Source organism: Sphingorhabdus sp. EL138, from assembly GCF_945882965.1.
GTDB lineage: Bacteria > Pseudomonadota > Alphaproteobacteria > Sphingomonadales > Sphingomonadaceae > Sphingorhabdus_B.
In genome coordinates this window covers 26,355-41,616 of record NZ_CAMCWY010000001.1, presented here as the reverse complement: position 1 = coordinate 41,616, position 15,262 = coordinate 26,355, and the positions used below count along the sequence as shown (strand labels likewise).

Below are 15,262 nucleotides of genomic sequence, written 5' to 3'. Positions count from 1 at the left end.
AGCCGGTAATTAACAGAACAAATCAAGAACTCAAGACATAAGTGCGCCGTATCAACGCTTGCGTGTGACGCGGCGTAATGCCACATATTTGATATGCGCGAAAAAGAACTCAGGCTGGCGCTCATTTGTTATGGCGGGGTTAGCCTTGCCATTTACATGCATGGCGTCACGCGCGAGATTTGGCACATGGTCCGCGCGAGCCGCGCGTTTCATGACGGTGCGCCCCCCACCCGCCGCAGTGAGATTGTCTATCATGATTTGCTTGCCGAGTTGTCACGCGTCAGTGGCGTAAAACTGCGCGTTTTGACGGACATCATTGCTGGGTCAAGCGCGGGCGGGATCAACGGCATTTTCCTGTCACAGGCTATTGTCACGGGCCAATCGCTTGAGCCGTTGACCGATATGTGGCTTGAGATGGCGGACGTCGACGTGCTGCTTGATCCTGATGCACGCCCGCTGTCGCGCTTCACCAAATTTTGGGCGACGCCCATTGCGTGGATGATCTTGCGCCGACGCGGCGGGGCGGTTGAAAGAACCGTCGCAAAAGAGGCGCAGGAGGAAGTTGCGGCCAAGCTGTCACGCTTTGTCCGTGCACGCTGGTTTGCGCCGCCCTTTGGTGGGAATGTGTTTTCGAAACTGTTGCTTGATGCGCTGAACGCAATGGCCGCGAGCGCCGCCCAACCACCGCTTTTACCCATTAGCCAGCCGCTGGACCTGTTTGTCACCGTAACCGACTATTACGGCCATGATCGGGCGCTGCGCCTCAACAGTCCTGAAGAGGTCACGGAGTCCGAACATCGGATCACAGTCGATTTTTCCACACGCGGACGAACGGGCCTTGCCGACATTGCCGAGCTGATTTTCGCTGCGCGGGCCACGGCCAGTTTCCCCGGTGCTTTCCCGCCATTTTCGGTGCGTGAACTTGACCGGTTGTTGGCGCGGGAAAATGTCCCATGGCTTGGCCGCAATATATTTTTGAACCGCATATTGCCGCAGCAATTTGCCGCAAATGCCGCAGAAGATACGATGTTAATCGACGGATCGGTGTTGGCCAATGCGCCGTTTAACCAAGCGATCTCCGCCTTGCGCAACCGCCCGGCGCGCCGCGAAGTGGACCGGCGTTTTGTTTATATCGACCCCACGCCCGGCCGCCCCGGTTTCCGTTTTGGCCACCGCAAAGCAGACGGCACCGCCGATATGCCGCGCAAGCCACCGGGGTTCTTTTCGACAATATTGGGGGCGTCGTCCAACATTCCGCGTGAACAGCCCATTCGGGACAGCCTTGAAAAGATCACTGGCCGTTCGGAACGTATTGAACGAACGCGGCGCGTCATCGACAGCTTGCGCAGCGAGGTTGAAAATACGGTAGAGACGCTGCTCGGTAAGACATGGTTCCTCACCCAGCCAACCGCAAGCCGCATGCAAAAATGGCGGCAATCTGCGCAGGAAAAGGCGATTGTTGCCGCCGGGTTCGGTTACCGCGCCTACAATCATCTCAAAATCGCAGGTGTTGTTGATGATATTGTCGCCACCGCCCGCCGTAGCTTGCCCGATGCATCAGCCGCGTTTTTCGGTGACTTGCGTGCCGCGCTTTGGGCAGAAATCGGGAGCCGTGACCTTGACCTAATGCCGCCGCGTAAACGCAAGGCCACCACCCGCCAAATTGCCTTCCTTCGCGCGCATGACCTGCGCTTCCGCATCCGTCGCCTGCGCTTTCTTACCCGGCATCTGACTGAAGAAGTCGAAAATGTTATCGATATGCCGGACGATGATATCGCCAAAATGCGCGATGCCATTTACAAATGCCTCGCTTTGTTTCTCGATTTGGAAACTGCGGAGTTTTTAGGGCTGGATTTCGCGATGGCCGCCAAATCTGGCATAGCCGATCCCGCAGGCGTAATGGACCATCTTGCGGCGCAACGCGATCTGGTGCGGGCCGACGGCAAAGTCGACAAAATATTATGCGATGCCATGCTGAATATGCCCGTTGAGGCGCGCCGGGTCATGCTGCTCGGCTATTTGGGCTATGCGCTATACGACATCGCCACGCTGCCTTTGTTGCAGGATGAAGGCTTTGATGAATTCGACCCGGTCAAAGTGGACCGCATATCCCCCGACGACTGCAACTCCATCCGCACCGGCGGCACGGCCGCGATGTTAAAGGGCATAGAGTTCAACAATTTCGGTGCGTTTTTCAGCCGCGCCTATCGTGAAAACGACTATCTATGGGGCCGTTTGCATGGCGCGGAACGCATGATCGATATCCTGATATCGTCACTGCCACCGGGCCATGAATTTTCGACTGGCCGCGCACAAAGTTACAAAAAGCGCGTGTTTCACGCGATACTGGATGAGGAGCAGGAGCGGCTGACGCATATCCAGCCCCTCATCATTTCGTTACGGACCGAGGTGGACCAGATTAACATCTGACCTTCGATATCTTTGCCATTTTGACGCCGCGAAGGTGGATTTAAGTGGTCCTGACCCTAATCAGTGATGCCGTCCCAAATGCCCTTAAGTTTGTCAAAAAAGCCTGTTGATTGCGGACATTCTGCGCCCGTTTCGGTTTCGCGGAACTCCCGCAATATTTCCTTCTGCCGCGCGGACAGCTTTGACGGCGTTTCCACGTCGATCTGAATGACCATATCACCGCGACCACGCCCTTGCAGCACAGGCATGCCTGCCCCGCGCTGGCGAAGCTGTTTGCCCGACTGTATGCCCTCTGGAACGATGATGATATGTTCTGTACTATCGAGGCACGGGATGCGGATTTCGCCACCCAGCGCCGCTGTGGTGAAGCTTACGGGCACGCGGCAGAACAATGTCGTGCCGTCGCGTTCGAACACCTTGTGGCGCGACAGATGGATGAAGATATAAAGATCACCCGCCGCTGCGCCATTTGGCCCAGCCTCGCCACGGCCAGCGACACGAATGCGGGTGCCTTCGTCGACGCCGGGCGGAATATTGACGGCGATGGTCTTGCGTTCATCCACCCGGCCTTCGCCGCGGCAGGCCCGGCATGGGGACTCAATCACTTCCCCGCGACCGTGGCAGGTCGGGCATGTGCGTTCGACCACAAAGAAACCTTGCTGCGCGCGTACCTTGCCATGACCTGCGCACAGGTTGCAGCGACGCTTGCCTGACCCAGGCGTCGCGCCACTGCCACTGCATGTGCCGCACGAGGTAGCAACGTCGACGGTAATCTCGGCATCCTTGCCGTGGAAGGCCTCATCAAGCGATATTTCGAGATCATAGCGTAAATCTGCGCCACGCGCAGGGCCGCGCTGGCGGCCACCAAAGGCGTCGCCAAAAAAGCTTTCGAAAATATCGGAGAAGTCACCAAAGCCAGCGCCGCCTTGGCCGCCGCCGCCACCCATGCCACCATTTTCAAACGCTTCCTTGCCGAACCGGTCATAGGCCGCGCGCTTTTGTGGATCTTTCAGGACGTCATAAGCCTGACTAATCGCCTTGAACTTAGCTTCGGATTTGTCGCAGCCGGGATTACGGTCGGGATGGCATTCCATCGCGATCCGGCGATACGCGGTTTTCAGCGTCTTTTCATCCGCTGTCCGCTCGACTTCTAACAATTCATAATAATCAATGTCGAGATTCATGACTGACTACCCCCCCGGTCTTCCCAACCGTCGCTACGTTTCGATAGCGACGGTCGAAAAATTCAACATCAGTCTTTCTTGTCGTCTTCGACTTCGGAGAATTCAGCATCGACAACATTATCGTCGGCTGGCGCTTCTTCCGATGCAGCGCCTGCCGATGTGCCAGCAGCTTGCTCTTCCTTGTAGATCGCTTCGCCAAGCTTCATCGCGATTTGGGCCAAGGCCGCTGCCTTTTCCTTCATGGCTTCTGCATCGCCGCCTTCAATAGCGGTTTTGGTTTCGGCCACAGCTGCTTCGATTTCGCCCTTCAACGCGGCATCAATCTTGTCGCCATACTCTTCCAACTGCTTCTCGGTGGAATGAACAAGGCTTTCTGCATTATTCTTGGCTTCTGCCGATTCACGACGCTGCTTGTCTTCTTCGGCAAAGGCTTCGGCATCGCGCACCATCTGGTCAATATCCGCATCGGACAGACCGCCCGATGCCTGAATTTTGATCTGCTGTTCCTTGCCTGTGCCCTTATCCTTGGCGGTCACGCTCACAAGGCCGTTGGCGTCAATGTCGAACGTCACTTCAACCTGCGGAACGCCGCGGGGTGCAGGTGGAATGCCGACCAGATCGAAATTGCCAAGCAGCTTATTATCCGCCGCCATTTCACGCTCACCTTGGAAGACGCGGATGGTCACGGCATTTTGATTGTCTTCGGCAGTCGAATATACTTGGCTCTTCTTCGTTGGGATTGTCGTGTTACGGTCGATCATACGCGTAAATACGCCACCGAGCGTTTCGATACCCAATGACAGTGGCGTCACGTCCAGCAACAACACGTCCTTGACATCGCCCTGCAAAACGCCCGCCTGAATGGCAGCGCCCATCGCAACAACTTCATCAGGGTTCACGCCTGTATGCGGTTCCTTGCCGAAGAAATTCTTCACCACGTCGCGCACCTTTGGCATGCGGGTCATGCCGCCGACCATTACGACTTCATCAATGCCATCGGCCTTGATACCCGCATCAGCCAATGCCTTTTTGCAAGGCTCAAGCGTGCGCTTAATCAGGTCGCCAACCAATTTTTCAAGGTCAGCACGCGTGATAGTTTTCACAAGGTGCTTTGGACCATTTTGGTCAGCGGTGATAAACGGAAGGTTGACTTCGGTTGTCTGTGTTGAAGATAATTCGATCTTCGCCTTTTCAGCCGCTTCCTTCAAACGTTGCAGCGCCAGCTTGTCCTTGGTCAGGTCAATGCCTTCGGCCTTGTTGAAATCGGCTGCCAAATGCTCAACGAGCACGCTGTCGAAATCTTCACCGCCAAGGAATGTGTCACCATTGGTGGATTTCACTTCAAACACGCCGTCGCCGACCTCTAGGATCGAAATGTCGAACGTGCCGCCGCCAAGGTCATAGACCGCGATGGTTTTATTCTCATCCTTGTCCATGCCATAAGCAAGCGCAGCAGCGGTTGGCTCGTTAATGATACGCAGCACTTCAAGACCCGCAATCAGGCCAGCATCCTTTGTGGCCTGACGCTGGGCGTCGTTGAAATAGGCTGGAACGGTGATGACCGCTTGCGTGACAGTTTCGCCCAAATAGGCTTCCGCTGTTTCTTTCATCTTTTGCAAGATGAATGCCGAAATTTGTGAAGGCGAATAATCTTCGCCGCCTGCTTTGACCCATGCATCGCCGGTCTTGCCCTTGACGATGCTGTAAGGAACGAGGCCCATATCCTTCTTGGTCATTGGGTCATCAAAGCGGCGGCCAATAAGGCGCTTCACCGCATAAATGGTGCTTTCCGGATTGGTGACGGCCTGACGCTTGGCTGGCTGGCCAATAAGGCGCTCGCCATCCTTCGCAAAGGCCACGATCGATGGCGTTGTGCGCGCGCCTTCTGCATTTTCGATGACCTTGGGCTTGCCGCCGTCCATGACCGCAACGCAGCTGTTTGTCGTGCCCAAGTCGATACCAATAACTTTAGCCATAAAAACTTTACCCCGAAATTTTAAAAATTGAACTTTACCCTGTCGCATTTCGCACCAGCCCTATCAGGCACTGGGGTTACGCGTAACGTGACGTTGTAGCGGCGATATAGGTGTCAATTCTCTTGGCACAAGACTTCGGCGTTCCTAGATAGGGAAAATATTAGGTGAAAACGCGGTATAGCTGGACCGCACCAGCGCGCGCACCTAACCGCAAAAGGAGGACGATATGAACCGACATATATGCACATTCAGCGCCGCTGTGGCTGCCCTGTTGCTGGGCGCATGCGGCCCAACGCCGCAGTTGAAGGTAAAGGAAGCCACGCTGACCCTGTCGCCTGTCGACAACAACCCGTCGGCCATGCACTTCAACGTTTATGGCGGGCCGGAGGATGTGTATTTGCTGCGCGTAAGTTCCCCATCGGCCGTTCGGGTTGAAATGCACGATGTCACAATGGATGCAAAAACCGGCGCCGTGGCCATGACCCCTATGGACCGCGTGCCCATTCCGTCTGGTGAAAAAGTTGCCTTCAAAAAAGGCGGTAAGCATGTGATGATATGGGGCGTCAACGTCATCCCCCGCCGTTTGGGCGTGATTGAGACCGAGTTTCTGTTTTCGAACAATGCCCGCATATTGGTGAGGGCCCGCGTGCAAGAAATCGACGGCAGCGACCCCGACGAGAAAAAGGCCATTGATGGTTAAACATGTTCGGCCCGCATAAATCCGGCAGGGCGTTAACCGTCCGCGAACGGGCGCTGGCGGAATCCGTTTTCAGGTCAGCGCTCGATTATGATGATATCCGAATCCATAACCGCCGTTATTTTTGGTTTCAGCCGCGCCACGTGACGATGGCCCCGAACGGCCATATATGGTTTCACCCAAAGGGCGATTTATTCTGCGATGATTTTTGCGATGCCAGCCTCAGCGCGCAAGGCTTGTTCATCCACGAACTCGTGCATGTGTGGCAGCACCAAAGGGGCATATGCCTGCCGCTTCGGCGGTATCCGTTTTGCCGCTATGATTATAGCTTAAAACCGGGGTGGCAACTCGACCAATATGGGCTGGAACAGCAATGCGAAATCGTCCGGCATATATTTCTGTTGCGCAACGGGGCGAAGGTCGCAGGCGCGCCGTTGCTGTCGCAATATGACGGTGTGCTACCCTTCTGACGGCAGCAGGCCAAGCCGCGCGCGCATCGACCAGCGCACGAGCATCAAAACCGCGACAATGCCGAGTCCAGTCGCCAAGCCAAGCCAAATGCCAACGCCATTCCAACCTTGGTAAAATGCCAGCCATGCGCCCACGCCAATGCCAACCACCCAATAGCCAAAGGCGGCAAACAACATGGGCACTGTCGTATCGTGCAATCCACGCAGCATGCCCGCGCCTACAACTTGCGCGCCATCGACAATCTGGAACAGGGCCGCAATGGCAAGGAAGCTGACGGCCAGTCGCACGACCTCTGCATTGATCGTAGCATCGCGGTCAATGAACAAAGCAATCAACAATTCTGGTGACAGCCACATCAACACCGCCATCGCCGCCATGAACCCCGTTCCCATGACAAAGCTGGCCCAACCGGCGCGGCGAATAAGCTGCATATCGCGCCGACCATAGCCAATGCCCACACGCACCGTCGCGGCCTGCGCAAGGCCCAAGGGCACCATGAACGTCACGCTCGCGACCTGAAGCGCGATGGCATGCGCCGCGACTGAGGCGGTGTCGATTAACCCCATGAGCATGACTGCAACGCCAAAGACGCCGCCTTCCAACCCCATCGTAACGCCAATCGGCAGGCCCAGTTTCCACAGCGCCCGAAAACGCGGCCAATCGCTGCGCCACCAACGCCCGAAGAGATGATATCGCCGGAATTTGGGATGATAGCTAATCACCGCCACCATGCCCAAAAACATGAACATATTGGCGAGAATACTGCCCAAACCAGCGCCGATTATGCCAAAGGCCGGCACGCCCAACTTCCCGAAAATGAGGACATAGTTGAATGCCGCGTTCGCAAAAACGCCCAAGATACCGATGACGAGCGACCATAAGGGCTGCTCCAACGCCGAAAGGAAATTGCGCGCGATAATCAGCCACAAAAATGGCAGGATCGACCACATATAGGCACGCACATAGCTTTGCGCCTTGACCGCAAGTTCGGCCTGCTGGCCAAGCGTCAACAATATGGCTTCGGTCTGCCACAAGATCAGCCATATCGGGATCATGATCGCAACGGCGACCCACAATCCTTGCCGAAATGTGCGCCGGATATCGCGCACTGAATGTGCCTTTGCGCCGCGCTCGCTCGCCATCATCGGCGCGGTCGCGGTGACGAGGCCCATGCAGAAGATCGCCGCCGTCATGCACAGGTTGAAGCCAAGCGATGCCGCCGCCAACTCAGTTGGCCCAAGCCACCCCACCATCACCACATCGGTCGCGCCAATCAACGACATCGACAGGTTGGTCAGGATCAACGGCCAGGCAAGCGACAAGGTCGCGCGAAGTTCATCGCGCCAAGGGGACTGACGGTCCATGGGGATTGCCGCTGTGGTCATATGACGCGCTCGATAGCGGAGCGCGTTGCGTTAGACCACCCCCGGCGTGATGGTCCTGACCCTAATCCGCCGCCTTTGCCACCCCAACCAAAGCAGGGCGCAGCAAGCGGTCCTTGATCATATATCCAGCCTGCATTTCGGCGACAATGATGCCGGGTTCCAGATCTGCGCTTGGAATTTCAACCATCGCCTGATGTTGGTTGGGATCCAACGGCATGCCCATGGCGGCAATGCGCGTAATGCCATTTTTGGCAAAGACGCTGTCCAGCTCACGACCAGTCGCTTCAAGGCCGATGACGAGCGGTTTCATCGCGTCGCTCTCGCGCATTTCAGACGGAATTGCCTCTAATGCGCGTGACAGATTGTCGGACACGGATAGCACATCGCGGGCAAAACCCGTTGCGGCATAAGCGCGCGCGTCCTGCGCTTCTTTCTCCATACGGCGCCGCACATTTTGCGTTTCGGCCTGCGCGTATAAAACATCCTGCTGTGCAGCAGCGAGCGCTTCTTCAAGCGCCGCAATCTTTGCATCGGCAGCGTCAGTTACCTCTGACGTATCGTCCTTCATATGCTCTGGCACGCCTTCAAGTTCTTTTTCTACAGCGGAATCGGCTGCGGCTGATTTCTTCTTTGTCATAAACCTGATTAACCCAATTACGTTGCGACTGCATGGTCGTTTGTTGCTGCTCGCATATAGAAAGCAATTTTATTTCATCAACCCGCGCATCATTTAATTAAACGGCTCAGCGCTTGCGCGGTAAAATCGACCATCGGCACAATGCGCGCATAATTCAGGCGTGTCGGGCCAATGACGCCAATGACGCCAACCACCTTGCCCCCTGCCTCCCGATAGGGCGCGGCGATGACGGACGATCCCGAAAGCGAGAAAAGATTATTTTCCGAACCGATGAAAATCCGTGTCGATTGCGCCTCACGCGCGCTGTCGACCAGCCGCGCGATCTCCTCTTTGCTCTCAAGCTCGTCCAACAATTGGCGGACGCGGTCGAGGTCGGCGGCCGCGGCTTCGTCGATCAGGTTCGACTGCCCGCGCACGATGAGCACTGGCCGGTCATTCGCATCAAGCGACCAAATCGCCAGCCCGTCACGCACCAGTTTTTGGCTGGCGACGTCAAGTTCGGCCTTTTCGGCCCGAATTTCGCTGTCGAGGCGCTCGAGCGCTTCGGACAGCGTCAATCCCGAAAGGCGCGCCGAAATATAGTTTGCGGCCTCAACTAACATGGATTCGCTAATTGCCGGGTCAATCAACACCAGCCGGTTTTCCACGCTATTGTCGGACCCGACCATGATTGCGAGCACTTGTGACGGGGACAGGCGCGCAAAGCTAAATGCCTTTAGGACCGCGTCACGCTTTGGCACAAGCACGATACCGGCGCAGGCGGACAGACCCGACAGAACCGAAGTCGCGGCCACCAGTGCCTCTTCAATCGGCCCCTCGCCCCGGATTTGCGATTCAATCGCGCGCTGTTCCTCAACCGATGGCGCAGCCGAGTGCATCATGCCATCGACGAACAGGCGAAGGCCGCTCTCGGTTGGCACGCGCCCAGCACTTGTGTGCGGTGAGGCGAGATAGCCTGCTTCCTCCAAATCCTGCATGACATTGCGGATCGATGCAGGCGACAGGTTTAACCCTGCAAATTTGGAAACTGTTCGCGATCCAACCGGCGCGCCATTGTCCAGATAGCTTTCAACCACCATCCGGAAAATCATGCGTGTCCGGTCATTTAATTCATTGATGGGTGTTTGGCTCACCGCGTCAGTGTAGCGCACCGCGCACTTGCAAAGCAAGCGGGGCAGGCTAATGCGGGCAGCAACTTGTTATCAGGAGAGTATCATGCGTCCATCCGGCCGTTCGCCAGACGAAATGCGCGCCATTTCGATTGACACCCATTTCACCAAACATGCCGAAGGTAGCTGCCTCATCGGTTTTGGCGACACCCGCGTGCTGGTGACCGCCAGCGTCGAAGATCGTATTCCGCCATGGTTGCGCGGCAAGGGTGAAGGCTGGGTTACGGCGGAATATTCGATGTTGCCCCGCGCCACGCATACGCGCAGCCAGCGCGAAGCCGCCAAGGGCAAGCAGTCGGGCCGGACTCAGGAAATTCAGCGCCTTATTGGCCGTTCGTTACGCTCCGTCGTTGATTTGAAGAAGCTGGGTGAAAACCAAATCACCATCGATTGTGACGTGTTGCAAGCCGATGGCGGCACGCGCACTGCGGCGATTTCCGGCGCATGGGTTGCGCTTCGGCTTGCGGTCAATGGCCTGCTGGCGTCGGGCGCGATTAAAGAGGACCCCATTAGCGGCCGTGTTGCAGCGGTAAGCTGCGGTATCTTCAAAGGCACGCCGGTGTTGGACCTTGATTATATCGAAGATTCCGACGCAGACTCCGATGCCAATTTCGTCCTGATCGAAGGTGGCCAGATTGCCGAAGTGCAAGCCACTGCCGAAGGCGCGACCTATGACGAAGAAGGCCTGCTGCGCCTGCTCCGCCTCGCGCGCATCGGAACAGACCGGATTTTCGCCGCGCAGGCCGACGCGGTTAAGTAAAGCGCAACCGTCGCTCCAGCGCAGGCTGGAGCCTATCGCGCCTGTCGTGCAAGACTGAGACACGTGATGGGCCCCAGCCTTCGCTGGGGCGACGGATTTTGTAGTAAGAGGCAAGCATTATGAATCACCGCAAACTCGAACCCGGCAGGCTGGTCATCGCCAGCCATAATGCTGGCAAGGTCCGTGAAATCCGTGCCTTGCTTGCGCCTTTTGGTATCGAACCGGTATCGGCGGGCGAACTTGGCCTGCCTGAACCTGAAGAAACCGGGACTAGCTTTGCCGAAAATGCTTTGCTTAAGGCCCATGCGTCGGCGCAAGGGTCCGGCCTGCCCGCGCTGGCCGATGACAGCGGCCTATGCGTTGCTGCCTTGGGCGGTGCGCCGGGGGTCTACACCGCCGATTGGGCGGAAACGCAGGTCTTCGAAGGCGGGCCGGGGCGTGACTGGTATATGGCGATGGGCAAGGTTGAGGGCAAGCTGGCCGAACTTGGCCCAGACACCGACCGGAGATCGTATTTCGTCTGCACTTTGGCGCTGGCATGGCCCGATGGGCATCAGGAAATTTTCGAAGGCCGTGTGCAGGGCAGCCTGACATGGCCACCACGTGGGTTGCATGGCTTTGGCTATGACCCTGTGTTCGTTCCGGAAGGACGCAGCGAGACCTTTGCTGAACTTGATCCGCAAGAGAAACACGGGATGAGCCACCGGGCGGACGCATTTCGCAAATTGGTTGCGGCGGTGTTTTGAACAAGCCCGCGCGCCCATATACCGCAGCCCTGAGCCGTCAGTGCAACAGCGCTGACGATATTCGAAGGGCGCTTTTCAGTATTGCAACTTGCCAGACGGCGACACGCCCTTCGACGGACGCAGCCGATGCCCGGCTGCTGCTCAGGGCTACGGTCTAGGCCGACACGATAGCGCAGCCTATGCCCGCCCCGCTCGCCCTTTATATCCATTGGCCATTTTGCGTTTCGAAATGCCCTTATTGTGATTTCAATAGCCATGTCCGCGAGACGGTGGACGATGCGGCCTGGTGTGCGGCATTGCTGGCAGATATGGCATATGAGGCGGCCCGCACGCCGGATCGTAAGCTGACCTCCATCTTCTTTGGCGGGGGCACGCCGTCTTTGATGCCGCCGTCCACCGTCGCTGCGCTAATTGACGCGGCGGAGCGGCATTGGGGCTTTGCCGACGATATTGAAATCACTTTGGAGGCGAACCCGTCTTCGGTGGAGGCCGCGCGTTTCGCTGATCTCGCAGGCGCAGGCGTTAACCGCGTATCGCTTGGGCTTCAGTCACTAGATGATGCCGCGCTGGCGTTTTTGGGGCGCGCGCATTCAGTGCTGGAAAGCCTTGACGCGCTGGCCATTGCCCAGCGTCATTTTGGGCGCGTCAACATCGACCTGATTTACGCGCGACCTGACCAAACCGCTGGCCAGTGGGAGGCCGAGTTGCAACGCGCCCTTTCCTTCGGCACTGACCATATGTCGCTATATCAGCTTACGATTGAACCCGGCACGCGCTTTGAAACCTTGGTGCGCACGGGCCATTTCATTCCCGCCGACGATGATGATGCCGCGACATTGTATGACCTGACCGGACAGATGACATCCGCCACAGGCATCCCGCCCTATGAAATCAGCAACCATGCCCGCCCCGGCGGCGAAAGCCGCCATAATTTAAGCTATTGGCGTTATGATGATTATATCGGCATTGGCCCCGGCGCACATGGGCGGCGGCTGCACGCTGCAACACAGCGCCATAAGAAGCCGGAGAATTTCTTGTCCGCAGTCGAGCGCAATATGCACGGCATCAGCAGCGAAGACCATCTCAATGCAGCCACGCGCGCCACCGAAAGCTTGCTGATGGGATTGCGGTTGGCAGAAGGGATTGACCTCAGCCGCCTGTCGCAACGCACGGGCATCGCTGCTGCCGACTTGCTCGACATCGATGCAGTCGACAAAATCGCGCAGCTTGGCCTGATCGCGCGTGACGCAGATCACGTCACCGTCACACCGCAAGGCATGCCGTTGCTCGACGCGATCTTGCCGCAAATAGTAAACATTGAGGCTGATGCCTCCGCCTGATAGCATAGGGCCCATGCCGTCCTTACTTGCCGAATACCTTGCGTTCCTGACCGACAACCGGCGGATGTCACCGCATAGCGCGCGCGCCTATCACGCGACGGCAGACCGGCTAACCGGATTCCTGCAACTCCATTGGGGCAGCGAAGTCACCCGCGTGACGCTGCACAATATTTCATTGGCAGACATGCGCGCATTTTTGGCCGCCCGGCGCGGCGATGGCCTCACCAATCGTTCCACGGCGCGTGAATTGTCCGCAGTGCGGCATTTCTTGCGCTTTGCCTTGGGCGATGATGTGACTTTACCTGTGATGAAGGGGCCGCGTGTGCCGCGCAGCCTGCCGCGCCCGGTGAACCCCGATGATGTTCTGGCGCTGGCCGATGACGTTGCTGAAAATACAAAGGATATGTGGATCGGCGCGCGCGATTGGGCGTTGCTTTTGCTGCTGTATGGCAGCGGCCTGCGCGTCAGTGAGGCGACTGGCCTGATGGGCGACATATTGCCCTTGGGCAGCACGTTGCGGGTCACAGGCAAGCGCAACAAAACGCGCATCGTGCCATTGCTGGAGATAGTACGGACCGCCATTCAGGACTATCTCGCTGTATGCCCTTATACCGCCAGTGCCGACCAGCCATTGTTTCGCGGCGCACACGGCGGGCTCTTATCGCCTGCATTGGTCCGCCGCGCAGTTCAGGGCGCACGCACGCGATTGGGCTTGTCCGACCGCACAACGCCGCACGCGCTGCGCCATAGCTTTGCCACGCATTTGCTGGCGGGCGGGGGGGACTTGCGCAGTCTGCAGGAATTATTGGGCCATGCCAGCCTGTCGTCTACGCAAGTCTATACCGCTGTCGATACCGCTATGCTTCTGGATGAATATCAGAACGCGCATCCTCGGGCTTAGGCACAGGCTTAGCCTTCCAACGGACAAGCCGCCAAACATAGGTCAGGACGATGCCTGCGATCACTAAGGTCGACAATGGCCCAAGCCATTTTTCCACATCTTTGAATTGCGACCCCAAGAAATAGCCTGCACTGGCCAAGGCCGCGGTCCATCCGGCGGTGCCGATTGTCGAGAAGATCATGAAGCGGCGAAACGTCATCCCGAACAGGCCAGCGGGTATCGAGATCAGCGACCGTAATGTGGGCAACATCCGCGCGATCAAGACGATGATCGATCCATGCTTGCGAAACAGCCTTTGGCCGCGCTCCACCTCATCCCAATCGAGCGTCAACCAACGGCTGTAGCGGTCGATGAAGATATGCATCCGCTTTTCGCCAAATTTGACAGCCACCCAATACCAGATCCAGTTGCCCACCATTGCGCCTGCCGTGCCAGCCGCAATGGTTCCAGCAAGGTTCATAGTGCCCCGCGCAGAGGATACACCCGCCACCGTCATAATGACTTCGGACGGGATTGGCGGGAATATCGTTTCAAGCAGCATCAACAACGCCACGCCCCAATAATGGCCCCATTCGACCAAGCGAATAATCCAGTCTTCCATTATTTCTGCCCCGACAATTTATGTTCAATCACGTCGAGAATGCGCGATGCTGTGTCCGTTCCATTAAAACGATCAATGGCGACGATTCCTGTGGGCGAGGTCACGTTGATTTCGGTCAGCCACTGCCCACCGATGACGTCAATGCCCACGTAAATAAGGCCAAGTTCCTTCAAACGCGGCGCCATCGCGGAACAGATTTCGCGCTCGCGCGCTGTCAACTCAGTCGGCTCCGCGCTGCCGCCAACGGCCAAGTTGGAGCGGAATTCGCCCTCGCCTGGACGGCGGTTGATCGCGCCCGTCACTTCGCCGTCAATCATGACGATACGTTTATCGCCCAGCGCCACATCGGGAAGGAATGGCTGCACCATATGCGGTTCGGGCCATGTAGTGTTGAACACCTCAAACAAAGCGCCCAGATTGCTGCCGTCGGCGTCAATGCGGAAAATGGCTTTGCCCCCATTGCCATGCAGCGGCTTTACAACAACTGCGCCATATAATTTTTGGAAGTCGCGCACTTCATCTGCCGAACGCGTGATGATTGTCGGCGGCATATATTGCCGATAATCGAGCACCATCACTTTTTCGGGCGCGTTGCGGACGCTCACGGGGTTGTTGACCACCAGAGTTTCATGCGCGATGCGCTCAAGCAAATGGGTAGCGGTGATGTAGCCGACATGAAAGGGCGGGTCCTGCCGCATCAACACCACGTCGATGTCTGCGCCTAAATCAATCTTCTTTGGCGCGCCAAAACGATAATGTGCGCCTTCGACCCGTTGCAGGTCATGCACCGGATGCGCCCAAGCCGTCAGCCGGTCATTGGCATCCAGCGTCAATGAACCAACATCATAATGCCAGATCTCATAACCGCGCTTTTGCCCTGCCAGCATTAGCGCAAAGCTGGAATCGCCAATGATGTTGATGCCGTCCATCGGGTCCATTTGGACCGCCATTTTAAGTGCCATTTC

General features: G+C 57.2%; 14 protein-coding genes. 7 read left to right on the top strand and 7 right to left on the bottom strand.

Annotated features, from left to right (window positions below):
- Positions 1-93: 93 nt before the first annotated feature.
- The gene (locus tag Q0N43_RS00225; RefSeq protein ID WP_295440781.1) at positions 94-2,430 is read left to right on the top strand and encodes a patatin-like protein; all 2,337 of its coding nucleotides are present in this window, start codon (positions 94-96) and stop codon (positions 2,428-2,430) included.
- A gap of 56 nt (positions 2,431-2,486) precedes the next feature.
- On the opposite strand, the gene dnaJ is transcribed toward Q0N43_RS00225, so the two are convergent.
- Together dnaJ and dnaK are read right to left on the bottom strand one after the other, a co-directional pair.
- Positions 2,487-3,614, bottom strand: coding sequence for a molecular chaperone DnaJ (gene dnaJ / locus Q0N43_RS00220; protein WP_295440779.1), 1,128 nt, complete (start codon positions 3,612-3,614; stop codon positions 2,487-2,489).
- A gap of 68 nt (positions 3,615-3,682) precedes the next feature.
- Positions 3,683-5,590: a molecular chaperone DnaK gene (gene dnaK / locus Q0N43_RS00215; RefSeq protein WP_295440776.1), complete on the bottom strand. Its 1,908-nt coding sequence runs from the start codon at positions 5,588-5,590 to the stop codon at positions 3,683-3,685.
- A gap of 226 nt (positions 5,591-5,816) precedes the next feature.
- On the opposite strand from dnaK, the gene Q0N43_RS00210 reads away from it, so the two are divergent.
- Positions 5,817-6,290 carry a copper chaperone PCu(A)C gene (locus Q0N43_RS00210; RefSeq protein ID WP_295440772.1) on the top strand — a complete coding sequence of 158 codons (474 nt, stop codon included), beginning with the start codon at positions 5,817-5,819 and terminating at the stop codon, positions 6,288-6,290.
- 2 nt (positions 6,291-6,292) lie between these two features.
- Complete coding sequence (locus tag Q0N43_RS00205) at positions 6,293-6,757, top strand: vgr related protein (RefSeq protein WP_295440770.1); 465 nt, start codon at positions 6,293-6,295, stop codon at positions 6,755-6,757.
- On the opposite strand, the gene Q0N43_RS00200 is transcribed toward Q0N43_RS00205, so the two are convergent.
- From Q0N43_RS00200 to hrcA, 3 genes are all read right to left on the bottom strand, one after another.
- Entirely contained in the window at positions 6,746-8,143 is a 1,398-nt protein-coding gene (locus tag Q0N43_RS00200) for an MATE family efflux transporter (protein WP_295440767.1), read from the bottom strand. The genes Q0N43_RS00205 and Q0N43_RS00200 overlap by 12 nt on opposite strands.
- Before the next feature lie 61 nt (positions 8,144-8,204).
- A complete protein-coding gene (grpE, locus tag Q0N43_RS00195; RefSeq protein ID WP_295440764.1) occupies positions 8,205-8,780 on the bottom strand; it encodes a nucleotide exchange factor GrpE in 576 nt (191 codons plus the stop codon).
- Between the two features lie 89 nt (positions 8,781-8,869).
- Complete coding sequence (hrcA, locus tag Q0N43_RS00190; protein ID WP_295440761.1) at positions 8,870-9,913, bottom strand: heat-inducible transcriptional repressor HrcA; 1,044 nt, start codon at positions 9,911-9,913, stop codon at positions 8,870-8,872.
- Positions 9,914-9,995: 82 nt separating this feature from the next.
- Here hrcA and rph point away from each other — a divergent pair, with 82 nt between their 5' ends.
- The 4 genes from rph to Q0N43_RS00170 all read left to right on the top strand — a co-directional run bounded on the left by rph (position 9,996) and on the right by Q0N43_RS00170 (position 13,696).
- Entirely contained in the window at positions 9,996-10,709 is a 714-nt protein-coding gene (gene rph / locus Q0N43_RS00185) for a ribonuclease PH (protein WP_295440758.1), read from the top strand.
- Positions 10,710-10,828: 119 nt separating this feature from the next.
- Positions 10,829-11,455 carry an RdgB/HAM1 family non-canonical purine NTP pyrophosphatase gene (rdgB, locus tag Q0N43_RS00180; RefSeq protein WP_295440755.1) on the top strand — a complete coding sequence of 209 codons (627 nt, stop codon included), beginning with the start codon at positions 10,829-10,831 and terminating at the stop codon, positions 11,453-11,455.
- Positions 11,456-11,634: 179 nt separating this feature from the next.
- Positions 11,635-12,795 (top strand): radical SAM family heme chaperone HemW, encoded by a 1,161-nt coding sequence (gene hemW / locus Q0N43_RS00175; protein ID WP_295440752.1) that lies wholly within the window; start codon positions 11,635-11,637, stop codon positions 12,793-12,795.
- Positions 12,796-12,808: 13 nt separating this feature from the next.
- Positions 12,809-13,696, top strand: coding sequence for a tyrosine recombinase XerC (locus Q0N43_RS00170; RefSeq protein WP_295440749.1), 888 nt, complete (start codon positions 12,809-12,811; stop codon positions 13,694-13,696).
- Here Q0N43_RS00170 and Q0N43_RS00165 read toward each other — a convergent pair.
- Together Q0N43_RS00165 and gshB are read right to left on the bottom strand one after the other, a co-directional pair.
- A complete protein-coding gene (locus Q0N43_RS00165; protein WP_295440746.1) occupies positions 13,653-14,297 on the bottom strand; it encodes a DedA family protein in 645 nt (214 codons plus the stop codon). The genes Q0N43_RS00170 and Q0N43_RS00165 overlap by 44 nt on opposite strands.
- Positions 14,297-15,259 (bottom strand): glutathione synthase, encoded by a 963-nt coding sequence (gshB, locus tag Q0N43_RS00160; RefSeq protein ID WP_295440743.1) that lies wholly within the window; start codon positions 15,257-15,259, stop codon positions 14,297-14,299. The genes Q0N43_RS00165 and gshB overlap by 1 nt, the downstream gene beginning before the upstream one ends.
- Positions 15,260-15,262 lie beyond the last annotated feature (3 nt).

Excerpts from the sequence above, each read along its gene's own strand:
- rdgB (WP_295440755.1), top strand. The coding sequence starts at position 10,829 with ATGAATCACCGCAAACTCGAACCCGGCAGGCTGGTCATCGCCAGCCAT.
- Q0N43_RS00200 (WP_295440767.1), bottom strand. The coding sequence starts at position 8,143 with ATGACCACAGCGGCAATCCCCATGGACCGTCAGTCCCCTTGGCGCGAT.
- gshB (WP_295440743.1), bottom strand. The coding sequence starts at position 15,259 with ATGGCACTTAAAATGGCGGTCCAAATGGACCCGATGGACGGCATCAAC.
- Q0N43_RS00225 (WP_295440781.1), top strand. The coding sequence starts at position 94 with ATGCGCGAAAAAGAACTCAGGCTGGCGCTCATTTGTTATGGCGGGGTT.
- rph (WP_295440758.1), top strand. The coding sequence starts at position 9,996 with ATGCGTCCATCCGGCCGTTCGCCAGACGAAATGCGCGCCATTTCGATT.
- Q0N43_RS00165 (WP_295440746.1), bottom strand. The coding sequence starts at position 14,297 with ATGGAAGACTGGATTATTCGCTTGGTCGAATGGGGCCATTATTGGGGC.
- hemW (WP_295440752.1), top strand. The coding sequence starts at position 11,635 with ATGCCCGCCCCGCTCGCCCTTTATATCCATTGGCCATTTTGCGTTTCG.
- Q0N43_RS00205 (WP_295440770.1), top strand. The coding sequence starts at position 6,293 with ATGTTCGGCCCGCATAAATCCGGCAGGGCGTTAACCGTCCGCGAACGG.
- Q0N43_RS00210 (WP_295440772.1), top strand. The coding sequence starts at position 5,817 with ATGAACCGACATATATGCACATTCAGCGCCGCTGTGGCTGCCCTGTTG.
- dnaK (WP_295440776.1), bottom strand. The coding sequence starts at position 5,590 with ATGGCTAAAGTTATTGGTATCGACTTGGGCACGACAAACAGCTGCGTT.
- grpE (WP_295440764.1), bottom strand. The coding sequence starts at position 8,780 with ATGACAAAGAAGAAATCAGCCGCAGCCGATTCCGCTGTAGAAAAAGAA.
- dnaJ (WP_295440779.1), bottom strand. The coding sequence starts at position 3,614 with ATGAATCTCGACATTGATTATTATGAATTGTTAGAAGTCGAGCGGACA.
- Q0N43_RS00170 (WP_295440749.1), top strand. The coding sequence starts at position 12,809 with ATGCCGTCCTTACTTGCCGAATACCTTGCGTTCCTGACCGACAACCGG.